Annotated in this window: 23 protein-coding genes; 11 read left to right on the forward strand and 12 right to left on the reverse strand. The window is 42.5% G+C overall.

Going from position 1 to position 22,904, the window contains the following annotated elements; genetic code table 11:
• Positions 1-69: 69 nt before the first annotated feature.
• Complete coding sequence (locus E2H97_RS00580) at positions 70-624, forward strand: cytochrome b (protein ID WP_133405317.1); 555 nt, start codon at positions 70-72, stop codon at positions 622-624.
• A 9-nt stretch (positions 625-633) separates the two neighbouring features.
• Complete coding sequence (locus tag E2H97_RS00585) at positions 634-1,203, forward strand: YceI family protein (RefSeq protein ID WP_133405318.1); 570 nt, start codon at positions 634-636, stop codon at positions 1,201-1,203.
• A 105-nt stretch (positions 1,204-1,308) separates the two neighbouring features.
• Here E2H97_RS00585 and E2H97_RS00590 read toward each other — a convergent pair whose 3' ends face one another.
• The 3 genes from E2H97_RS00590 to E2H97_RS00600 all read right to left on the reverse strand — a co-directional run bounded on the left by E2H97_RS00590 (position 1,309) and on the right by E2H97_RS00600 (position 3,277).
• Entirely contained in the window at positions 1,309-1,977 is a 669-nt protein-coding gene (locus E2H97_RS00590; RefSeq protein WP_133405319.1) for an outer membrane beta-barrel protein, read from the reverse strand.
• Between the two features lie 89 nt (positions 1,978-2,066).
• Positions 2,067-2,612 (reverse strand): hypothetical protein, encoded by a 546-nt coding sequence (locus E2H97_RS00595; RefSeq protein WP_133405320.1) that lies wholly within the window; start codon positions 2,610-2,612, stop codon positions 2,067-2,069.
• Positions 2,613-2,698: 86 nt separating this feature from the next.
• A complete protein-coding gene (locus E2H97_RS00600) occupies positions 2,699-3,277 on the reverse strand; it encodes a TetR/AcrR family transcriptional regulator (RefSeq protein WP_133405321.1) in 579 nt (192 codons plus the stop codon).
• A 121-nt stretch (positions 3,278-3,398) separates the two neighbouring features.
• Between E2H97_RS00600 and E2H97_RS00605 the strand changes: the two genes are divergently transcribed.
• The 4 genes from E2H97_RS00605 (at position 3,399) to E2H97_RS00620 (ending at position 7,650) form a co-directional block, all read left to right on the forward strand.
• A complete protein-coding gene (locus tag E2H97_RS00605; RefSeq protein WP_133405322.1) occupies positions 3,399-3,581 on the forward strand; it encodes a hypothetical protein in 183 nt (60 codons plus the stop codon).
• 122 nt (positions 3,582-3,703) lie between these two features.
• Entirely contained in the window at positions 3,704-4,714 is a 1,011-nt protein-coding gene (locus E2H97_RS00610; protein ID WP_133405323.1) for an extracellular solute-binding protein, read from the forward strand.
• Positions 4,715-4,927: 213 nt separating this feature from the next.
• On the forward strand, positions 4,928-6,625 hold the full coding sequence (locus E2H97_RS00615; protein ID WP_133405324.1) for an ABC transporter permease: 1,698 nt from the start codon (positions 4,928-4,930) through the stop codon (positions 6,623-6,625).
• Positions 6,625-7,650: an ABC transporter ATP-binding protein gene (locus E2H97_RS00620; RefSeq protein WP_133405325.1), complete on the forward strand. Its 1,026-nt coding sequence runs from the start codon at positions 6,625-6,627 to the stop codon at positions 7,648-7,650. Before E2H97_RS00615 ends, E2H97_RS00620 begins: the two co-directional genes overlap by 1 nt.
• Positions 7,651-7,699: 49 nt before the next feature.
• Here the strand turns inward: E2H97_RS00620 and hemN are convergent, their stop codons facing one another.
• Positions 7,700-9,076 carry an oxygen-independent coproporphyrinogen III oxidase gene (gene hemN, locus E2H97_RS00625; protein WP_133405326.1) on the reverse strand — a complete coding sequence of 459 codons (1,377 nt, stop codon included), beginning with the start codon at positions 9,074-9,076 and terminating at the stop codon, positions 7,700-7,702.
• A gap of 270 nt (positions 9,077-9,346) precedes the next feature.
• Here hemN and E2H97_RS00630 point away from each other — a divergent pair, with 270 nt between their 5' ends.
• On the forward strand, positions 9,347-9,871 hold the full coding sequence (locus E2H97_RS00630) for an outer membrane beta-barrel protein (RefSeq protein ID WP_133405327.1): 525 nt from the start codon (positions 9,347-9,349) through the stop codon (positions 9,869-9,871).
• A gap of 67 nt (positions 9,872-9,938) precedes the next feature.
• Here the strand turns inward: E2H97_RS00630 and E2H97_RS00635 are convergent, their stop codons facing one another.
• Positions 9,939-10,868, reverse strand: a complete 930-nt coding sequence (locus E2H97_RS00635) for a phosphotransferase (RefSeq protein WP_133405328.1) — start codon at positions 10,866-10,868, stop codon at positions 9,939-9,941.
• A 66-nt stretch (positions 10,869-10,934) separates the two neighbouring features.
• On the opposite strand from E2H97_RS00635, the gene E2H97_RS00640 reads away from it, so the two are divergent.
• A complete protein-coding gene (locus E2H97_RS00640; RefSeq protein WP_133405329.1) occupies positions 10,935-12,215 on the forward strand; it encodes a metal-dependent hydrolase family protein in 1,281 nt (426 codons plus the stop codon).
• Between the two features lie 57 nt (positions 12,216-12,272).
• On the opposite strand, the gene E2H97_RS00645 is transcribed toward E2H97_RS00640, so the two are convergent.
• From E2H97_RS00645 to E2H97_RS00655, 3 genes are all read right to left on the reverse strand, one after another.
• Positions 12,273-12,746 (reverse strand): DUF2489 domain-containing protein, encoded by a 474-nt coding sequence (locus tag E2H97_RS00645; protein ID WP_133405330.1) that lies wholly within the window; start codon positions 12,744-12,746, stop codon positions 12,273-12,275.
• A 12-nt stretch (positions 12,747-12,758) separates the two neighbouring features.
• Complete coding sequence (gene yihI, locus E2H97_RS00650) at positions 12,759-13,286, reverse strand: Der GTPase-activating protein YihI (RefSeq protein ID WP_133405331.1); 528 nt, start codon at positions 13,284-13,286, stop codon at positions 12,759-12,761.
• Positions 13,287-14,029: 743 nt separating this feature from the next.
• Positions 14,030-14,656, reverse strand: coding sequence for a c-type cytochrome (locus E2H97_RS00655; protein WP_133405332.1), 627 nt, complete (start codon positions 14,654-14,656; stop codon positions 14,030-14,032).
• Between the two features lie 160 nt (positions 14,657-14,816).
• Here E2H97_RS00655 and yihA point away from each other — a divergent pair, with 160 nt between their 5' ends.
• The gene (yihA, locus tag E2H97_RS00660; protein ID WP_133405333.1) at positions 14,817-15,479 is read left to right on the forward strand and encodes a ribosome biogenesis GTP-binding protein YihA/YsxC; all 663 of its coding nucleotides are present in this window, start codon (positions 14,817-14,819) and stop codon (positions 15,477-15,479) included.
• Positions 15,480-15,836: 357 nt separating this feature from the next.
• Here yihA and polA read toward each other — a convergent pair whose 3' ends face one another.
• Complete coding sequence (gene polA, locus E2H97_RS00665; RefSeq protein ID WP_133408531.1) at positions 15,837-18,590, reverse strand: DNA polymerase I; 2,754 nt, start codon at positions 18,588-18,590, stop codon at positions 15,837-15,839.
• A gap of 383 nt (positions 18,591-18,973) precedes the next feature.
• On the opposite strand from polA, the gene elbB reads away from it, so the two are divergent.
• Positions 18,974-19,627, forward strand: coding sequence for an isoprenoid biosynthesis glyoxalase ElbB (gene elbB, locus E2H97_RS00670; protein WP_133405334.1), 654 nt, complete (start codon positions 18,974-18,976; stop codon positions 19,625-19,627).
• Positions 19,628-19,645: 18 nt separating this feature from the next.
• Here the strand turns inward: elbB and glpG are convergent, their stop codons facing one another.
• The 3 genes from glpG to E2H97_RS00685 form a co-directional block, all read right to left on the reverse strand.
• A complete protein-coding gene (gene glpG, locus E2H97_RS00675) occupies positions 19,646-20,488 on the reverse strand; it encodes a rhomboid family intramembrane serine protease GlpG (protein ID WP_133405335.1) in 843 nt (280 codons plus the stop codon).
• Positions 20,489-20,580: 92 nt separating this feature from the next.
• Positions 20,581-21,471, reverse strand: a complete 891-nt coding sequence (gene fieF, locus E2H97_RS00680; RefSeq protein WP_133405336.1) for a cation efflux pump FieF — start codon at positions 21,469-21,471, stop codon at positions 20,581-20,583.
• 116 nt (positions 21,472-21,587) lie between these two features.
• Entirely contained in the window at positions 21,588-22,058 is a 471-nt protein-coding gene (locus E2H97_RS00685; RefSeq protein WP_133405337.1) for a Spy/CpxP family protein refolding chaperone, read from the reverse strand.
• A gap of 163 nt (positions 22,059-22,221) precedes the next feature.
• Between E2H97_RS00685 and E2H97_RS00690 the strand changes: the two genes are divergently transcribed.
• A complete protein-coding gene (locus tag E2H97_RS00690; protein WP_133405338.1) occupies positions 22,222-22,896 on the forward strand; it encodes a response regulator in 675 nt (224 codons plus the stop codon).
• Positions 22,897-22,904 lie beyond the last annotated feature (8 nt).

A 22,904-nucleotide genomic window follows, 5' to 3' on the forward strand; every position in this document is an offset into this window, starting at 1 on the left:
ATTTGTCGATTTTCGACCAGTTAATTCTTCTGTAATCTAGAGTTCACTTTTTGATGTTTGAAAAAATGTATGCAGCTAAAAAATTCACAACAACGATATGGACTCATCGCCAGTTTATTACACTGGATCATGGCGTTAGCCGTATTTGGTTTGTTTGGTCTTGGTTTGTATATGGTTGAGCTTACCTATTACGACCCTTGGTATCGCGGTTCATTAGAGCTTCATAAGGCTTTGGGAATTGTGTTGATGCTGACACTTGGATTGAGAATAATTTGGCGCTGGATCAACCCTCGGCCTCAGGATTTAGCGACCAATAGCACGCTGGTGAATAAAGCCGCGCATGCTGCTCATTTACTGCTGTATCTAGGTTTACTGGCTTTAATGATTTCAGGTTACCTGATCTCAACCGCAGATGGCCGCAGCATTGATGTATTCGGGGTATTTGAAGTCGCGGCGTTGCCTGCCATGCATGATCAGCAAGAAGATATTGCGGGTGTGATCCATTGGGGATTAGCTTGGGGATTAATCACCTTAACGGCTCTACATATATTTGCTGCTCTCAAACATCACTTTATTGATAAAGACAACACACTAAGGCGCATGTTGCCATTTAAACAAGACTAAGGAACTAAGATGAAAAAGACAGTATTAATGGCAGCCTTGTTTGCTGCAATGACGGGAAGCGTAAATGCGGCCGATTATAAAGTGGACATTGAAGGCGCACATGCGTTTGTTAACTTCAAAATTAAACACTTAGGTTATAGCTGGTTATACGGTCGCTTTAATGATTTTGACGGTAAATTCAGTTGGGATAAAGCCAATCCAAACGCGTCAAAGATCAATATTGAAATTGATACCGCGAGTATTGATTCAAACCATGCTGAGCGTGATAAGCACTTGCGTAATCCACACTTTCTTGATGTTAAAAAGTACCCTAAATCTACCTTCAAAAGTACCAAGATTGAATTTAAAGATGCGACTCATGGCACAGTAACAGGTGAGTTTACGCTGCATGGCGTTACTAAAACCATCAGCTTTCCAATTGAAAAATTGGGTGAAGGTAAAGATCCATGGGGTGGTTATCGTGCGGGCTTTGTGGGCACGACTGAGTTGAAATTAAAAGACTACGGTATTAATTATGACTTGGGTCCAGCCAGTACTCATGTTGAGTTAGAGCTAGCTATTGAAGGTATTCGCCTGTAATCTAGTTTTGTTTTCGCACTTAACATGAATGTGCTAAGTGCGAAAGCATACCAAATATTATTCAAGCCGAGCTAAGTTGTAACGAACTTAGTTATCGGCTTTTTATTAGAAGTAATATCTCATTCCAATATTCCAAGCACCAAATCTTTTACGATCTTTTCCGCTTGGGCTGTAGCTGTAGCCTAAATCAATACCAATCGTTTCCGTGATAGGCATATTACCGCCGATGGTAAAATAGGTACCGTCGTTGTATCTTGATAGCAATAAATCTAAATCTCCCCACTCAGCAAAATCTACTTTTAAACCAGCTTCAATGTAAGGTCTCGTGTTATCAAAATCGCTCTTTTGAATGTACTTTTTATCTTTTAATCGATAGCTAAAGTCATAATCATTTTTTTCATTGACCAAGCCAATACCAGCGCGAATGTCGACGTTATCTGTTAACGAGCGGTATGCACCCAAGACACCACCAAAGGTTGTCGTGGTACCATCTGCGGTATGTTTGGTATTAATAATGGTATCGCTATCATCTATCGATAATCGACTAAATACGCCTTTTAAATACACACCGTCTTTCGGTGTATATTGAACGGTAGCGTTGAATGATTTTCCTGAAAAAGTAGGGCGTTGATTGCCGACTTGAAACTGGGTTTTAGCAATAGATGTTCCCAACTCAGCATAATTGTATCTTAGTTCGCTGGCGATTGTTGTGGCGGATAAACTAAGTAAAGGTAATGCTAACAGCATGGTGAGTTTACGCTTATGAATAGACATAACGGTGTCCTCTTTAATAAAAAAGCGAATTTGAAAGTGTGGATTAAAGCCCGAGTACACGGGCGCTTTGTGAGGTTGGTTAGTTCAGATTATCTGTATTGAACAAATAACTGAGTGGCCTCAGGTTCTGCTTTACTGTTGAGATAGTTGATCTCAACAACCGACTCAATAGGTCGGGCGTAGTCGATTTTGCTCCAGCCTTGGATAAGCTGCGTGTTAGTATATTTTCCTTTTGGCAAAAGCTGTTGCACCGCTGAGGAAGGAGGAAGCGGGGTGTTGCCAATGGCATTTTTTACTTCTTTGACATCAAACCCAATAGTGACCGTCGCTTCTGAAAAATCTGAACTGATGTTCTTATAAAGTACAAACACCTTACTTGGGTTTTTGGACAGTTGTGAGGTGGCTGCTTTTGACTTTCGAAAATCGGCCCAAAATGAAGGTAGCTCAAGCAGTTTGACACGCTCGGTAAGACCTGAAATTGCTTGAGTAGTGTAAGCGGAAGTGTTGTTACTTGAAGCTGACTTATTGGCAGCTTTGTTTGTGATAGCACTTGCTGACGCTACTGGTAAAAGCAAAAGTATGCCAAGACCGATTAGAACCGCGTGGGCAGTGAATATCGAGTTGAAAAGGCGCATGATTTGATCCAATAAGAACAATTTATACGCAGTTTAATTATTGGTGATTAAATTGTCAAACGGAAAATAAACCCAGTTGCTTAATATTATTTGAGTGTTGAAACTAACAGCAAGCAGCTTTCTTTTAGCATATAAATCTCATCAGTGAGCCCTAAGGTTAATAAATTCTCACTCATGATGTAGTTGGCAATGATGCCCGATGCTACTAGGCGAATTTTGTCATCACTGACTTCGGTAAACTGCTCTTTAAGGATGGCGGTGATGTATTTGATCCCTTCTAGCATCGTCGATTTATGATCAGCCCGAACAGGCTCAAGCCGTTTCGCTTCTGTGAATAGTGCATCCGTAATGGTTGTGCGTTTTATGTAGTCTTTGGTGCGAGAAGAAAACAACATATCAATCATGGCTTCTGTGCGCTTTTTCTTTGGCAACCAATACAATAATTGTTCCCATTGCTCGGTATACCTATCACGCCAGCGAGAACTCAATGCACAAATGATTTCGTCGCGATTGCCAATGTAATGGCGTAATATAGTGCGTTTCATATTGGCAGTATCAGCAATATACTCGAGTGAACTTGCTTGAATGCCTTTTTCTATGATGCAGTGCTCAAGCGCATCTAAGATTTCTTCACGTCGGGTGCTTGCTAAACTTGGTCTTGCCATGAAAACGACTCTTAAATTATGGAATACAGTCTTTATTCTACTTTTTAATTGTCTGCTTGACAATTAAATTGATTTTCGAGTAATTTATAAATTGTCATCTAGAAAATAAATGGTGTTAATTATGCCTTGGTCATACTGGTTAGGTTTTGCATTAGTATTGTGGTTGTTGTTCGATTTGGTTCGTGGTGAAGCCTATATCTGGCAGGCGTATCGTCGTGACTCTGAGCCTGGGATGTATTGGTTTACCATGTTGGTATGGGCGCTGGTGGCAGCAAGCTGTTTTATCTATCCTTCTTTTGGATAGCTCTAAACCACATTCAAATATGATGCGCTTGATGTAAAAAATGTTGAAAAAATGATCTCAAACCTTTTTCATCGCCAAACTAAGTGATAAAATGCGAATCATTATCATTTGTGAGGTGAATTATGAAACGGTTATTAGCAACATCCATTTTGGCTTTTTCTGCATTAAGCGCGCAAGCGGCAGAGTCACAAGTAAACATTTATTCGTTCAGACAACCGTTTCTGATCAAGCCCATTCTTGAGCAATTCACCAAAGAAACGGGCATTAAAACCAAAGTGGTTTTTGCTAAGAAAGGACTGATTCAACGCCTGAAGCGAGAAGGCGAGTTGTCGCCAGCGGATTTAGTCCTGACGTCTAATTTTTCCAAGTTATTAGAGTTAAAAGACTCAGGATTAACTCAGCCTTATCAATTAACGTCTGGTCTATCTAACAACATCGCACCACAGTTTCGTGATTCTGCAAATCATTGGTTGGCGTTAACCAAACGTGTTCGTAATGTTTACTCTTCAAAAGATCGTGCTGGCAAGCTTGGTGCTTTGAAGTATGAAGATTTAGCCAAAGTGGAATACAAAGGTCGTATTTGTACTCGTAGTGGTAAACATCCATATAATCTAGGCTTGATTGCTTCAATGATTGCCCATGATGGCGAAGCCCAGACGGAACAATGGCTACGCGGTGTAAAAGCAAATTTGGCTCGTAAACCTCAAGGTAATGATCGTGCTCAGGTGAAAGCGATCAAAGAAGGGCTGTGTGATGTGTCATTAGGTAACAGCTATTACTATGGCAAGATGATCAAAGACAGTAAGCAAAAAGCATGGGCTGATGCAGTATATCTGAATTTCCCTAACCAAAAAGGTCGTGGTTCGCACATCAATGTGTCTGGTGCGGTCATGGCAAAGCACGCGCCTCACAAAGTGGCGGCGCAAAAACTACTCGACTTCCTAGCCAGTGATAAAGCGCAAGGTCTTTATGCTAAGTTGAATATGGAATATCCGGTAAATCCTAAAGTAAAACCCTCTAAGCTAGTACAAAGCTGGGGTGAGTTTAAGGCAGATAACATTGCTCTTGAGAAGATTGCTGAAAATCGTCAAAAGGCATTAAAGCTCGTCGATAAAGTGGGTTTTGATTTATAATCCTGAAATCGCATTGTATGTTAAAGCAACGTAAAATTTGATGTAGACATTCACAGAGTGGCTGGTGGATTCAGGTGGAAGCAATAGTGCGGTAAGACAACCGTCCGTTACAGGATGTAACGGTCGTCAGTACATGGATGTACGTTTCAGTTGGCGTCCGTACTATTGCTTGTAAATGGACGATTAATTTAGTTCATACATCGAGTTTCGACATTGAATAACAAACGCTACCGCTTTAACTTTTTATCACGCTCGTCCAATGTTACGCATGGGCGAGCGTTTGCTTTTCTCAAAGGGGTGACCTCTGTCGGTACGGCAATGTTACTATTACCCGCACTGTCGCTAATTTATCTGGTCGTTACCTCACAATTCTCTGGTGTCGTTGATGATAGCTTTGCTGAAATCAAAGCAACGGTGCTGGATCACTATATCGTCAACAGCCTTTCTGTCATGTTTGGCAGTGTGATGATTGCTTTATTGCTGGCTGTGCCAACATCATGGTGGTGTAGCCGTTATCAATTTAGCGGGCGACAACTGCTGCAAGTGTTATTGATTTTGCCCTTGGCAATGCCTGCCTATGTGTCTGGCTATATTTATACTGAATTGTTGGATTTTGCCGGCCCTATTCAAAGCTGGCTACGCCAGGCTTTCAATTGGCAGCGACCAACGGAATATTGGTTTTTCGATGTTCGCTCGACTACCGGTGCCTGCATCATGCTCGCCTTGGCGTTGTATCCGTATTTGTTCTTGTTACTGACGAATGCCTTTAGCAAACAAAGCCCGCAAATGACCGCCGCCGCACAAATGCTTGGCGCCAGTAACAAACGTATATTTTGGACAGTACAACTGCCATTAGTACGACCCGCTTTAGTGATTGGCTGTAGCTTGATTGCGATGGAGGCATTGGCTGATTTTGGTACCGTGCAGCTATTTGCGGTCAATACCCTAACTACCGCCATTTATGATGCATGGCTGGTTTATGGCAGTTTATTGACCGCCGCCAAGTTGTCATTGATGATGTTGATGTTGGTTTTAGGCTTGTTGTGGATTGAAAAAATCAGTCGTAAACAGCAACAATACTTCACTGAAAAAGCCGCAAATGATGTACTGGTACGAGCCAAACCCTCGAAAAAGCAATTAGGTTTGATCTGGGGCTACTCACTGACGGTGCTCGTATTGGCCTTACTACTGCCTGTGGGATATCTGATCCAATTCGTCACTGATTACTGGCAGGAAAATACTCAAGGGCAATTGTGGCAGCATTTATCCAGCAGCTTGTGGCTGGCGGTAATAGCGGCGACGGTGGCGAGCCTGATTGCACTATTGTGGAATCAAGAGCAGCGCATTACTCAATCAAAAACCGCTAAAGTTAAGTTATCACTGTCGTCTTTAGGCTATGCGATACCGGGAACGGTGCTCGCGATTGGCTTATTGATCCCACTCAGCAGCACTGACTTGATGCTCAATAAGCTTTTGGTTGAGCTGAATATGCCGCGAGTCGGCTTAATATTATCGGGCAGTGTGTTTGCCCTGATCATGGCGTATGTGGTGCGCTTTGCCGCTATTGCTAACGGCAGTGTGCAGTCAGCGTATGAGCAGATCCCAAAGCATCAAGATGATGCGGCACGAATGTTGGGCTCATCTCGCTTTAAGGTGTTTAAGGACATTAACTTACCTCAATTGCGCCCAGCCGTGTTTACCGCATTTTTATTGGTGTTTATCGAGTGCATTAAAGAGTTACCCGCCTCTTTACTGTTACGTCCGTTTGATTTTGAAACCTTATCGACTTACGTCTATCAATATGCCAGTGATGAGCAGTTAGAGCATGCCGCATTAGGCGCTTTGCTGATCATCATTGTGAGCATGTTACCGCTGCTGTTTCTTCATCGCCAAAATAAAGGAGTGCACTAATGTCACATTCATCATCTGTTCGTCAGGCATTAGTGCTCAATCAGATAAATTTATCTTTTTCGGGTAAATCCATAGTTAAAGGGTTGGATCTGACACTGGCTATCGGTGAGAGCCTTTGTCTGCTAGGTCCAAGTGGTTGCGGTAAAACCACCGTACTTAAATGTATTGCGGGATTATTAACGCCAGATTCAGGTCAGATCCACGTTAATGGTATTTCGGTGTTTGGTGATGATTTTGTGCCAGCGCAAAAGCGTAATATTGGTTTTATCTTTCAAGACTACGCGTTATTCCCACATATGACAGTAGCGGATAATATTGGTTATGGGCTTTCAAAACTGAATAAGAGCGAAAAAGCACATCGAATTGATGAGTGTTTACAGCTGGTGGATTTAGTTGGATTTGGTGATCGCTATCCGCATCAACTGTCTGGCGGACAGCAACAACGGGTTGCCTTGGCACGGGCATTAGCTCCTAAGCCCAATTTACTCTTGATGGATGAGCCATTTTCTAATGTCGATGCGCAATTAAAACGTCAGATGATGGCTGAACTAAAAGCGATTTTCAAAAAAGCTAAGGTCAGTTGTATTTTTGTGACCCATGCTAAAGAAGAGGCGTTTGCGTTTGCCGATAAAGTGGCGGTGATGCTGGAGGGCAAAATCGCTCAGTTTGGTGAGCCATTACAGTTGGTTAATCAGCCCTCATCGGTTGAAGTCGCTGAGTTTATGGAATGTGGTAATGTATTTTCAACTGAGCAGGCCAATAAGATATTTCAGGTACTCGAGTTAACTGAGTCAGGACAGTGGCTGTTTAAACCAGAAGACATTGAAGTTGCGCATTCAAATCAAGGCATTAGTGTTGAGCACATTGAGCAAACCTTTACAGGTAGAGAGTATTTGATTGATATCACTGTTGATAACGAAATAAGGCAAAGAGTTAAAATCGTTAGTCAGCACTTACTATCTGTGAGTGCTCCAGAAAATATCACCTTAAATTATCAGAACACCCCATATAGAATTGTCGAATAAAGAAAGTAGGGTAAGTGTTTTGACCACTTACCCTATAAAATACAGTGTCTTAGATCACTCGGGAAAACTGTTGCTGACGTGCCTTTTCGCGGAAGTATTTATCAAAGCACATACAGATATTACGGATCAATAAACGTCCGGTTTCACCAATGGTGATCACTCGGTCATCAATATTGACTAACTTATCATTAATGAAGGTTTGTAGCAGCTTCAAGTCTTCAGCAAAATAGCTTTCAAATTCGATACCTAATTCTTGTTCCATCTTTGCCATATCTAATTCGAAATGACAGATAAGCTGTTTGATCACAGCGCGGCGGATTTCATCATCTCTATCTAACGAGCAACCTTTCCATAACGCATTGTTTTTGTCATCAATGGCTTGGTAGTAGTCTTTGACTTCTTTTTGGTTTTGCGCATAACAATCGCCAATTTGGCTTATAGAAGAAACACCTAACCCTAATAAGTCACACTCTTCTTGAGTAGTATAGCCTTGGAAGTTACGGTGTAACTTGCCCGCTCGTTGCAGTTTGGCTAACTCATCATCAGGTTTAGCGAAGTGATCCATACCGATAAATTGATAACCCGCTCCCGTTAAACCTTCAATGGATTGATGCAAGATCTCTAACTTCTCACGTGGTGAAGGCAGGGTTTCGTCTTTAATCTTACGCTGCGCAGCAAAACGGGCAGGTAAGTGTGCATAGTTAAATACTGATAAGCGATCAGGGGATAACTCAATAGTACGCGCAATGGTTTTAGCAAAACTCTCAGCGGTTTGATGCGGAAGACCATAGATCAAATCGACATTGGTGGATTGGAATCCGAGTTCTTTAGCTCGACCAATTAAGTCAAAGATAAACTGCTCGTCTTGTTCGCGATTAACCGCAACTTGGACTTCTTTATTGAAATCTTGAATACCCACTGAAATACGATTAAAGCCCGCTTGTTTTAGGGTATCAAGCATCGACAGTTCGATTTCTCTTGGGTCGATTTCAATCGAAAATTCGCCATCATCAACAAAGTTAAAGGCTGATTTCAATTGATCGGTTAGCCACAAGATTTGCTCAGGTTCTAGATATGTCGGAGTACCGCCACCCCAGTGCATTTGTGTTACTTGGTAGTCTTTAAACAGTGGCGCACGGGCCAAAATTTCAGACTTTAAATACTCTAGGTATTGCTCAGCTTTATGTTTGTGGCGCGTAATGACTTTATTACAGCCACAGTAATAGCAAAGCTTGGCACAGAATGGAATATGAATGTAAAGCGACAACTGACGGCTTTTGCTGGTCTCAATTGCTTTTAAAAATTGGTCTTCTGTAAAACTCGCGTCAAATTCTAGCGCCGTTGGATAAGAAGTGTAACGTGGACCGCTGTAGTTGTACTTTTCAATCATGGATTGATCCCAGCGGATCTTTGAGGAATAACTCACAATGCTTCTCCGGCTTTAATTAGAATGAGCGAAAGTGTGTGAAGTATGCCTGATACCATAGCGCAAAACTTTGATCTAACGCATATTGTGCTTTTGACAGTGGATAAGTGAGGTTACCGTTATTGTTAACTATAAACTTTGGAGTGGGGATTGAGTCATATTTGATGTTAACCCAAATGAAGGCATTAATATCCCGTTGTCAACAATGTAAATATGTAAACCTTAACTATACTGATGTGGAATTTTTAAGTCATAAGGTAAGGAAACATTATGCTAAAGAGAGCCGCATTTGTACTTTTGCTATTAGGTAATTCTTCAATCGCTCTGGCTAACTGGGAAGCTGGCCTTCATTACATTAATGTTATGAATGATAGCAACAAAAATAATTACTCCATTAGTGGTATCGAAGGAGAGTTAGGTTATCAATTTATACTCAACAATGGCTTTTCATTAACACCGAATATCCGAATAGCAACAGGGATCAGTGACGACAAAGTGAGTTATCAAGGGACTGACTATGATCTTGAATTAGAACGCTACTTTATGCTCAGCTTACGAGGTTCGTATCAGTTTGAAAATGGTATTCGCCTTTTTATTCAGCCTAATTATGTCAATATTGATGGTGACGCTAAAAGTGTCAATGATCGCCGGAATGTCTATACCGATGATGAATGGGAATTCGGTTTTGGTGGAGGGCTCGGCTATCGCATTTCGGATAAAGTATCGGCTGATATTGCGTATGATTGGTTTGATGACTATCGACAATTGACCGTAGGTTTCCATTACCATTTTTAAATTCGAAACCACATTTAATAGAGCCACTTACGTGGCTCTTCATTTAGAAGCCGTTTTGAGTAAGAGATCATAAATAAGCAAACCTTTTAAACGCATTTTGAAATGTCGCATTAAGCTCGGCTCTTGCTTGTGGAGATAAGTGTAACATCATAGAAGCATAAGAGACCGCTTGATGGGCATAGCATACATGTTCACACCGTTGCCAAGCATGCTCTACTTGCTGTGGATCATAGTATTGTTTCCACGGTTTAAGATAGGCGTTTATGATTTGGGTTTTATCTTGAGAGTCTGGCATTCGATATAGATAAGTGCCATCAATAAAGGGATGGCTGATACAGGCGTCACTCCAATCAAAAAAGAGATATTGATCATCATTCATCGCCACATTTTCAATATGAAGATCGCCGTGAACGAGGGCTTCTCCTATTTCCAATTGACTAAGCTCATCGATATTGTGTGAGAGCTTTGCAATGGTTTTTTCAGTAGCGAGTAATATTTCGCTATCCAACAACGAAGGTAATTCGGGATGTTTAATCAGATATTGCAACTGAGCGACCACGCCAGAGATCGGACGATGTAAGCAACCATGTTTGCTGAAGTCTTTGAGATAAGACATGCTTTTTAATTGCAGCTGAGCAAATTGCTCAAATGCCCCTGCCCATATTGCCGCCGGACTGTCTTCAGCCAACCCGCAACCAAAGTCCTTGGTTAATTGATATTGGTGTGTCTCTTCTATGGCCAACACTTCGGGTGTGGGCATATTGATGGAATGTAGGTACTGAGATAGCACGGCTTCATTAGAAAACAGAGGCAGCTTAGCCGTTGCTTTAAAATAAACATCGCCTTGTTCTGCTGGTTGTTTCAACACATGTCCCAGCCCCCAGCCAGATACTGGCTGTAACCCTCCAGTGCTATTGATTCCCAGTATGTTTAACTGCTTTGTAACCCAGTCATTAACTTGTTCAAGCCAGCCATTATTATCCCAAACTTGCTCCATGAATACTCCTTGTCATGAGAGATTGAGTCACTTATTCTGTGAAAAAACAAACAAAAAGGTAACATAATGACAACCAAAGCCCTACCACTAATATTGCTGGGAACATTGAGTGCCAGTTTTACCGCCCATGCCGATTTACTGATTTATGCTGGACAACTGATTGATGGTAAATCTGATAAGCCACAAAAGAAAATGACAGTAGTTGTCGACAATGACCGTATTAAAGATATCAAGCGAGGATATATCACGCCTAAATCAGGTGATGAAGTGATTGATTATCGAATGGGAACTGTGATGCCCGGGTTTATCGATATGCATACTCACCTCTCGTTTCAAATGAGCCCCAATTCCTATATGGAGCCTTACACCCTTAATCCTGCCGATATTGCACTGCGAGGATCATTATTTGCCAAGAAAACCCTCAAGGCGGGTTTTACCACGGTACGTGAGCTAGGCGACAGTGGTAATGCATCTGTCGCGTTACGAACTGCGATTAATAAAGGCTATATTCAAGGACCCACGATTTATACCGCTGGCAAGTCGATAGCGACCACAGGTGGTCATGCCGATCCAACCAATGGGCGAAGACTTACCATGATGGGAGATCCCGGTCCGAAACAAGGCGTGATCAATGGGGCTGAAGATGCCTACAAAGCAGTACGTCAGCGCTACAAAGAAGGGGCAGATCTCATTAAAATCACCGCTACTGGTGGTGTGTTATCCATGGCGAAAAGTGGTCAAAACCCACAGTTTACTGATAAAGAATTGAAAGCTATTGTGGCTGCCGCTAAAGATTATGGCTTTAAAGTCGCTGTTCATGGTCACGGTAAAGAAGGCATAAAACGGGCGATTTTGGCTGGGGTAAACACCATTGAACATGGCACTTATCTTGATAAAGAAACCTTTGCTTTGATGAAGAAGCACAATGTGGCTTTAGTGCCCACGTTAAGTGCCGGTGCCTTTGTGGTTGAAAAAGCCAAAATTGATGGCTATTTCCCTGAAATCGTACGACCCAAAGCGGCAAGCATTGGTCCGAAAATGCAAGATATGTTCTCTAGAGCCTACAAAGCAGGTGTCACCATTGCTTTTGGAACCGATGCGGGTGTTGGCGCCCATGGGGAGAACGGCAAAGAGTTTGCACTGATGGTGAATGCAGGTATGCCAGAGATGAAAGCCATACAAAGTGCCACTTCAGTGGCTGCTAAAGTGTTAGGCGTGGATGATATTGGTCATTTAGCCAAGGGTAAGCGTGCTGATATTGTGGCAGTGAAAGGTAATCCATTGAGTGATATTCGATTGCTTGAACAGCCGAGTGTAGTGATTAAAACGGGGAGAGTGGTTGAATAGTTGATAACTTAACCTGAGAACAGAGCCGCAACAGCGGCTCTATATTTTCATAAGGACTTAATGGCTGAATTTTGCCAATTCAAAATGCTGCAGTGATTCGGCTTCTTTCAGAATTGGTGCTTCTAATGCTGATTCAGATTTCATCCGCGCTAAATCCAATTTCATTCGCTCTTGTTTGGGCAGTGCTTTGCGTTGCTCTCTGATTGGATGATCTTTAATACACTCAAAATGCGTGTATAAATTCGGATAGTGATTGGATACACGCTCAGTCAGTAAAGCGACTTCAAACAGCCGTGCGATACGCATAACACCCTCGGATAACTCACAGCGATCTTCAAGCATTGCTGCGGCAATGTAACGAATGTCTGCTATTACCGAGTTTTGTTTATCTTTCAACTGTTGTTGATAGTCCGCTTCCGCTTTTGCCTTAGCTTGATTTTGTTTACGAAGCTGTAGTAACAAATAAGTGGCATAGCCAGCTAACGCTGCCACAATCAACACTGCAGGAATAATAAGTAGACTAGCCGTCATGGTTATTTGCCCTTATTGATAATCTTGAAGCGCGTCAGCACCAGATTCAAAGCGGTCGAATAAGGCATCATCATCAGACACTTTTGCAGGTGCTTGTTCGGCTTGCTCATCAAGTCCCAGCTTTTTCATTAGACGTTCAATTTCATCTAATTGAATATCTAACCACTGCTGATCTTCTGCGCTTAAGGTACGACCTTCCTCTAATTGATCTAACAGCTGATTCAAACGAGGATCTTCTTCCAAGCTGAGTAGACGTTGCTCGTCATTCATTTTTGGTAGCTTAGAGGCAGTTTTGGCTACTTTTGTTTCTGTTTTTGGCTCAACAGTTAACGGAATGGCTTTTTTACTGCCATGGCGAGGATCTTTACTGGGATCATAAGTCGGTGATGACTTTTTGAGTGTGACTTCGTTATGACGGTTACCTGAGGCTTTACCGGTCTTACGCTTTTTCTTAGAGACGATACGCTCAGCCTTTTTTGTGCGAGGAGCATTTTTAGGGGCACTGTCACCCACTTTGCGTGTTTTTTTACTGCGAGCCATTGGATATTTATCCCAGTGATAAACCTAAAACCTTATTGGAACAAATTTTTTAGGTAGAAGAAAATATTGGCGGGAGTATAACACGAACGGGATTTGAAAATAAAAAAGGCGGCAGAGTGATTCTGCCGCCTGTAGCACAAGTGTATAGACACCTTATTCATCTTGACCAAGTTTCCTTACCTGCGTAGCGACGCTCCCGGTCGGTATCTTTACTAACAGCTGTCCCTGCACCATTTTTTATTATGAGTCATCCAGACATTTTATTGGTTAGTGTCGTAATTACGACTGAGTGACACTTTAATTTGTGTCCGAACATCCTCTTTGATGCTGAATCAACCATCCATGTTTATTTTATTGTTGTTGAGTAAGGCAATGCTATTGAGCGGTTGGTCAAATTTAACCTGTTCCTTACAACGGTAGCGAACCTGGGTTTCAAGTTGAAACCTCAACTCTTATTATTATTAGAGAGCGGTTTAAATCGTATTTTTATTATTGATAACTTTATTCTTGTTCTTAAATAATCTGTGCCAAGAACTGTTCGACGGAGTTATTTTTCTTTGTTCGACAGCTGGGTTTTTCTTGGTACAGGCGCATTAAACCCAAGTTACAAATTAATGTCAATAAAAAAGTGGTTAATATTACCTTTACGTTAACGTAAGCTTTTTGGGGTTAAAAAAGGACATTAAAATGCCCTTTTTATACTCACAAAAAACTAATGCTCAGTATTCAATAGCTTATTGTGTTTACTTTAAGCTAGCGATGTACTTAGACAATGCATCAATGTCTGCATCGGTCAGTTTCGCTGAAATATCTTGCATCATGCCGTTTAAGTCGTTGTGACGCGACTTGCTACGGAATTTAGTCAATTGTGCTTTGATATAGTCTGGTTGCTGGCTTGCTAGGTGTGGGAAACCTGCCATGCCCATGCCTTTACCTTGTGGGCCGTGACATGCCATACATGCAGTAATACCGCGCTTAGCATCACCTGCTTCATACAACATTTTTCCAGCTGCTGGCACATCAGCAACGGCTACAGGTTTTGATTTTTGACTTGCAAAATAAGCAGATAAGTCTGCAATATCCTGATCATTTAATGTCGCAACAAAGCCAGCCATGATTGGATCGAAACGACCTTCTTTGCCAGCAGAAGCTGAACCTTTCTTAAAATCATGTAATTGCTTTGCAAGGTACTCTGCGTGTTGCCCTGCTAGCTTTGGGTACATTGGGACTAAACTGTTACCGTCTACACCGTGGCAGGCAGCACATAACATTGCTTTGGTTTTTCCGGCTTCTGCATTGCCTTCTGCTGAAAATGCTGGTGCAGAAATTGCGGCAATAATGACAGACAGCACAAGAGCTAACTTTTTCATGGCGTTCCAACTTCTTGTTAAGATTATTGTCCTGAACTTACAAGCAAAGCCCGTAAGCGTGGTAATATTGTTATCAACCTAATATTCTACACGAAAATGTAGAAAAGTAAGTAATTCGAATTGAATTATAGTATTGAGATTGAATAAGTTGGAGTAAACCGTGGCTGCCTCTGAATTAGATTTCCGTAAAGCAAAGTTTGTGATCAGTGCACCAGATATTGAACATTTGGATCAGCACTTGGGTGAGAGTCAAGGAATTGAGATTGCTTTTGCTGGTCGCTCTAATGCTGGAAAATCCAGTGCTTTGAATGCATTAACTGAACAAAAAGGCTTGGCAAGAACCAGTAAAACACCGGGACGAACACAGCTTATTAATGTTTTTGAGATAAACGAAGCGTGTCGTTTGGTGGATTTGCCTGGCTATGGTTTTGCTCAAGTGCCACTGGCGATGAAGAAAAAATGGCAACAAGCCTTAGGTGAATATTTACAAAAACGGGAGTCTTTGGCTGGGGTTGTTGTATTGATGGATTGTCGTCACCCGTTAAAAGATCTTGATATGCAAATGATTGAATGGGCAGTACATAGTGAACTTCCCGTATTGGCGCTGTTAACCAAAGCCGATAAATTGGCCCAAAGTGCGCGTATGAAAACCGTCAATCAAGTCCGTAAGAAGTTAGCGGATTTTGGCGACTCTGTGCAAGTTGAGCCGTTTTCGTCATTAAAAGGCTTAGGAAAGCCAAAAGTGCTCAATATATTAAACACTTGGTATCAAGAGCGTGTTGAATTTGTTGATGAAGATGAAACTGAACTTGAACATGAGTAATTGATTAATTGTTTTTCTATAGGTCAGCAAATTGCTGGCCTTTTTTATTTAGAGCCAGAAATAATTAATTGCTAAGTAGATTTTGCTTGGAAGTAGAGATAAAAAATGGGAAGGCTAAAAAGAAAAAAGCCTCAGCAAAAGTTGCTGAGGCGCCATAATTTGGCTGTCACTATAAAGTGAAATAAAGGTCTGAAAGATAGAACATCTTAACCTCTGTACCCTACAGAAGTGATACTACGTGATTTGTTCTAAATTGGAAAACAGTTTTCTGCTTTTAAGTTAAATAATGTGAAGTGGATCTTGATTTTGATTAAATGGCGACCAATAAACGCTTGATCGCCAGCTTAATAGAGCTTTTTAGTGAGCTTGTTGCCAGTTATCGCCAATACCGGCTTCTGCTAATAGTGGCACATCTAAATCAGCCGCAGTTGCCATTAACTCGCAAATTTTTGCTTGAAGGGCATCGGCTTGTGATTCATCGACTTCGAATACCAGTTCATCGTGAACCTGCATTAGCATGGTGATCTCGCCGTGAGTTTCCGTTTCAATCCAGTTATCGACAATAATCATCGCTTTTTTGATGATATCCGCAGCGGTGCCTTGCATCGGCGCGTTAATCGCTGCACGTTCAGCAGCCTGACGGCGCATGGTATTGCGGGCGTTGATTTCAGGTAGGTACAGACGGCGACCAAATAAGGTTTCTACATAGCCTTGCTCTGATGCAACTGCTCTCGTGTCTTCCATGTATTTTTTAACACCTGGATAGCGAGCAAAATAGGTATCGATATAAGACTGCGCTTCAGCACGTGGAATATCGAGTTGCTTTGCTAATCCAAAGGCTGACATGCCATAAATTAAACCAAAGTTGACGGCTTTAGCACGGCGACGTTGCTCGGAAGTCACATCAGTAAAATCAACACTGAAGACTTCTGCCGCGGTAGCACTGTGAATGTCTTTACCTTCAGTAAAGGCAGTTAGGAGACCTTTATCTTGTGATAAATGCGCCATGATCCGCAACTCAATTTGTGAGTAATCGGCGGCTAAGACTTTTTTACCTTCTGGTGCAATAAAAGCTTGGCGGATACGACGACCTTCTTCGCTGCGGATCGGAATGTTTTGCAGATTCGGATCGCTAGAAGACAATCGACCTGTTGCCGCATTGGCTTGATGATAGCTGGTGTGTACTCGACCCGTTCGGCCATTGACCATTAGTGGCAGTTTGTCGGTATAAGTGCTTTTCAGCTTTGACAAGCTGCGGTGCTCTAGAATGATTTTTGGCAGTGGATAATCTAGCGCCAGCTCGACTAATACTTCTTCTGCCGTTGAAGGCGCACCTTTTGGTGTCTTTTTGATGATCGGATAGTTGAGCTTTTCAAAGAAAATCGCCGCAAGTTGTTTTGGCGAGCCTAAATTAAATTTCTCACCAGCAATGTCATAAGCTTTTTGCTCCAGATCAGAGATGGTTTGCGCCAGCTCCTGACTGTGCTGTGATAGCAGCATGCTATCAATCAGAACACCGTTACGCTCCATTTTTGACAGTATCGACAATACGGGCAGCTCAATGTCTTTAAACACACTGGCTAGCGATGGCACTTTTTCTATGCGTGACCATAAATGCTGATGTAAACGCAGCGTAATATCGGCATCTTCAGCGGCATAAGGTGCGGCGGTGTCTAAATCAATTTGATTAAAGGTCAGCTGTTTAGCCCCTTTACCAGCCACCTCTTCAAAGCTAATGGCTTTATGTCCAAGGTATTTAAGTGCCATGCCGTCCATGTCGTGACGAGAAGCGACCGAGTTAAATACGTAAGACTCCAACATGGTATCGAATTCTATGCCTTTAAGCGTAATACCTACATTGGCAAGTATGGCGATATCGTATTTTAGGTTTTGCCCCACTTTGGCAATGGCTGGGTTTTCTAGAATCGGTTTCAGTTTAGTAAGTGTGGTAGTTTTATCTAATTGCTGCGGTGCATCTAAATAGTCGTGTGCCAGTGGTAAGTATGCTGCTTTGCCTGCTTCAACGGAAAAGGATAAGCCAACCAGCTCTGCATCCATATAGTTAAGACTGGTGGTTTCGGTATCAATACAAATTAGTTCTGCATTGCCAAGGGTATCTAGCCAAGTGGCTAACTGGTCGTCAGTGAGAATGGTTTCGTATTCGGCATCAATGGCTTCTGGTGTGGCTTCATCTTCCACATCAGCTGTTGCAGTAGCGACATTGGTGTTGGAATCGAGCAGTTCTGCTAGCCAACGTTTAAATTCCATCTCGCCATAGCATTTGATCAGTTCATCTTTATTGGCTGGTTGACACTGTAATTCTTGCCAAGTTTGCTCTAATTCAACATCGGTTTTAATGGTAGCCAATTCATAAGACAGTTTGAGGTCATCGGCGTTTTCACGAATTTTTTTCGGCATGGTTTTACTGCCACGGAAACCGACCTCTATTACGCTCTCAGGCTCTGCCAGTAGCTTATCAACGCCACCCACTCCAGTCAGCATGGCGAGCGCCGTTTTCTCACCCACACCCGGAAGCCCCGGAATGTTATCGGCTTTATCGCCCATTAAGGCTAATAAGTCGATAATCAGTTCTGGGCCAACGCCAAATTTAGTGGTGACTTCATCTGGTCCCATGATGGTATCTGTCATGGTATTGATCAGAGTGACGTTTTCATCCACCAATTGCGCCATATCTTTATCGCCTGTACTGATCAGCACATTGCGACCGTCTCTGCTTGCTTCTACTGCGATGGTACCAATAACATCATCGGCTTCGACGCCGGGAATGGAGATCAGCGGTAACCCCAAAGCCTTAATAATGCGATGGAGTGGTTCAATTTGGCTGCGTAAATCATCCGGCATAGGAGGACGATGAGCTTTATAATCGGCATACATATCATTGCGAAATGTCTTGCCCTTTGCATCAAAAACGACCGCGATATGACTTGGGGAATACTGCTTTAATAAGCTGCGCAACATGTTTACTACGCCATAAACTGCACCCGTCGCTTCACCTTTGGAATTCGTTAGGTGAGGTGGAGCATAATAGGCACGGTATAAGTACGAAGAACCGTCGACGAGAACAAGTGGATTTTCTTTGATTGTTGGCATAATTGACGAAGCATTATTAGTTGATGAGTGATCTTGGTTGATAGCATGCCATATCCAAGTAATTTCAGCCATGACAAAAATTCACAGCCTGTGGATAAGTCTGTGAGTTATGTGAGTTGATCCTGTGATACGATCATAGATCTAAAACAATGTTGTTTGCTAACCTATTGTTTTTAATGGTTTTGCATCTTAACTTCTTGGGAGGGGTAAACGATTGAAAATTCATCGTTATTTGTGGATTTAATTCTGATCATGCAGATCGATCCGTGTTGATGTATCTTATCCCTAAGTGCGTGTAACCTTATCTAAGTTAGCAGGTTTTTTGTACATATCAATTAAAATTTAACCAATTTTTCACAATATTTTTGGAGTAGGAATCAACAATGAAACAGGTAGCCGTTATTTTAAGTGGTTGTGGCGTTTTTGATGGCGCTGAAATCCACGAATCCGTATTGACGTTATTGTCCATTGAGCAACAGGGAGGACGTTATCAATGTTTTGCACCAGACATGGAGCAACTGCATGTCATTAATCACGCTACTGGCGAAGTAGTGGAAGGTGAAACGAGAAATGTACTGGTGGAGTCAGCCCGTATTGCACGTGGGGAAATTAAAGCGCTATCAACACTGAACGTGAATGAGTTTGATGCTCTGGTTATTCCGGGGGGATTTGGCGCGGCGAAAAACTTGTGTGACTTTGCCGTAAAAGGCACTGAGTGTCAGATCAATCAAGACGTAGTTATGACTGTGGACAACTTTAAACAAGCCAACAAGCCTATTGGATTAATGTGTATTGCGCCTATGATGATTCCGGCTCTGTTTGGTCAAGGAGCAACAGGCACAATAGGTACCGATTTGGATACCGCAGCGGCCTTTACTCAAATGGGAGGGGTACATCAACAAGCTGATGTCCACAGTATCGTGGTCGATGAAGCCAATAAGGTAGTGAGTACGCCTGCTTACATGCTAGCTACTTCCGTTTCTGAAGCCTATAGCGGTATCCATAAAATGGTGGCTAAAGTGATTGAGCTGGCGTAAAGCCAGCTTGGGAAAAGATTATTGAAAACGTCTGCTGTCAATGAAACCTTGTGCTAACCCGATCAACAAGCCTCCAAGATGCGCACTATTGGCGGTTGCTGTGGGAAAGATCCCTGCAAAACCCAATACCATCCACAAGACAGAGATGATCATTAGTGCTGGTGGCATGGCTAAGCCTTTTTGGGGGCAGCGTTGTTGCATTACCCACACGTAACCAATTAAGGCATAGACGACACCGGACAAACCGCCGAAATTAGGACCAGTAAAGTGTGCTTGCAGTAAGTTGGGTAAGGTGCCTGCAACTAATAACAAAGTGACTAGGGTGACTACACCAACTCTTTTTTCAATTTTGCCGCCAAAGTACCACCACCAGAGTAGGTTGAAGCTGATGTGCATCAGAGAAAAGTGCAACAGACTTGGAGTGAAAAATCGCCACCATTCACCCGTTTCACTTCCAACACTGCCAATGGCACCAAAGTAAGAGAGTTGATTGAAAATTTGATTAGCATATCCGAAATTCATTAACGCAAAAATTGCGATACAAACACCAAAAACGATGAGCGTGAGTGGGCCACTATTATGCAAAAATTGCTGAATGATCCCTTGCGTTGAGCTGCCGTAGTTGATTCGATTACGGGTATCACCATGATCCCATGAGGCCTGTAAATATCGCGGATCATTAGGATGACTCAGAAAATGGTCGAGAATGTGTTCCGCCGTTTCGACTTGGCTGTCTTCGATAATAGTGAGAATGATCCCTTCGCCTGATGGGGCTAATTCACAAGCGATACCTTGACCTTTGAGATAATCGGCTAAGGCTTGCGCTGCTCGAATGTTGGGTAATACGCCAATTTCTGTCATTGATACCTCATTTTTCAAATGGTTTCTTGCCTAACATAACAACAAAGTGTGGATTAAGCACCAAGCCTTAAGAGCACTTTCTAGGTTTAAATTTATGTATGGGTTCCGTCGCTGTTTACCGGATCTTGATGAATAATGACCTCTGAGTGTTCGAATAACTGCATGATTTGCTTCTCGATGGTGTCCGCAATTTCATGGGCTTGGAACAGAGAAAGCTCCGCATTTAAATCTAAATGTAATTGAACAAATACCATGCGACCAGACTGGCGGGTGCGAATATCATGCACGCCTTGGGTTTGAGGGTGCGATACTGCGATATCAAAAATCTGTTGTTGCACGGTTTCACTGAGTTCTTTATCCATCAGTTCGTTAATGGCATTTTTACCCAATTGTAAGCTTTGCCAACCTAAATATAGTGCAATCAAAATGGCAAACACACCATCGCTCCACCATAGACCGTACTGCGACAATACCAAGGCGATAAGCACAGAAAGATTAAGCAACAAATCACTTTTGTAATGCAGCGCATCTGCGGCAATGACACGACTTTGGGTTCTGGCATGCGCCACACGCTGCAATAAAACCAATCCAAAGGTTAACACTATCGCAAATGCACTGACGCCTATTCCCAAATTGGTACGCTCTACAGAAGTTTGTTCAAGTAGGCGCTCTCCACCATAAAAAACCAGCACCAATGCCGTACCGGTAATAAAAGCTGACTGAGCAAGCGCCGCTAACGACTCAGCTTTACCATGACCAAAGCGGTGATCATCATCTGCTGGCGCAATGGCGATACGCAAAGCAAAAAAGTTGACTAAAGAGGCGGCGAGATCAGAGGTTGAATCGGCTAATGAGGCCAACATACTGGCAGAGCCAGAATAAAGCCAAGCAAGAAGTTTAGCGCAGATAAGCGTGAGCGCGACCAGTACTGAAGCACGGCTAGCGAATTTAACCCAAAAGACGTAATCGGTTTGTTGAGTCATGGTTTAGTGACCAATAATCAGAATGTTAAAATTATAGGCGACAATAAAGTGGGGAAAAAGAGGGCGTGCCTGAAAATTCAGGCACTAAAAGGAGAAATGGTAGTATTAAGCTGAGTTTATTGATCTGAACGCGCTTTTTTCGCGGCTCTCAATTCCTCTGCTTTCGCTTGTTGCTCAGGCGTTAGTACTTGATACAAATCGTGACGTAGCTTTATGTTGGCAACGGCTTGTTGCTGACGGAGTTGGCTACGTTGATCAACAAGGTTTGTTGCTGCTTGTGGATCAAAGTCTGGGGCTTGCACCAATGCTTTGACTTGATCACCAAATGCTTGACGGTCTTCCTTAGTTGGTCTGAGTGATTTTTGCTCTTGTCTGTAAGCTTTATAAATATCTCTTACTTGCTGCTTTTGAGTATCGGTTAAGTCAAGCTTACGATAGAACTTCATGACTCTATGAAAACTGCGCTTTTGCACTTGTTGCATGCATTTTGCACCCGTGTCAGGTTTTGCATAAACGGCTACAGGGGCCAGTACTGAGCAGGTTAACATGGCTGCGGCAAGCAGTTTTTTAGGGGTAGAAATAGTCATAACAACCTTCCTTACGTTGGGGAAAATCAACTGGGTTGCTAGCAAGTGTAAGGATTGCAATGTAAGTTTGAATATGTAAAACGTAAAGCTAAGTAAAGATGAGTAAGGTAATTGATAAGATATTGCTATTATTAGCGAAAATAGAATTGAGTGAGCAGAGTTAATGGCACGACTTTTATTGGTAGATGACGATCAGGGTTTGGCAGAGTTATTAGGACAGCTACTTGAGCTGGAAGGCTTTGAGCTCACTCTAGCCCATGATGGTGCCCAAGGGCTGAATTACGCCTTAGCCGATGAATTCGATCTGATCTTATTAGATGTGATGCTGCCTAAGCTCAACGGTTTTGAGGTGTTGCGTCAATTAAGGGAGCAAAAACAAACGCCTGTATTAATGTTGACGGCAAGGGGCGATGAAATTGACCGCGTTGTCGGGCTTGAGATGGGCGCAGACGACTACCTGCCTAAGCCATTTAATGATCGTGAGCTGGTGGCGCGAGTTCGGGCTATTTTACGCCGGATAGGTAATACGACTCAGGTTATGGAGCAGCACCATGATGACATTAGTATTGATACCTCACGACAAGAAGCGCGTTGTCAGCAACAAGTTCTGCCATTAACCGATTGCGAATTTGCACTGTTGCAGGCACTCATAGAACATTGTGGTGAAATGATCAGTAAAGAAACCTTGAATCTTCAGGTGTTAGGTAAGCGTTTAATGCCGTTTGATCGCAGTTTAGATATGCACTTATCCAATCTACGAAAAAAGTTGCCTGAGCGTGAAGATGGTCGACCTAGGATCAAAACGGTGCGTGGCAAAGGGTACATTTGGTTGGCTTAAGGAGCGAG

The organism is Parashewanella tropica, assembly GCF_004358445.1.
GTDB classification, from domain to species: Bacteria; Pseudomonadota; Gammaproteobacteria; order Enterobacterales; family Shewanellaceae; genus Parashewanella; species Parashewanella tropica.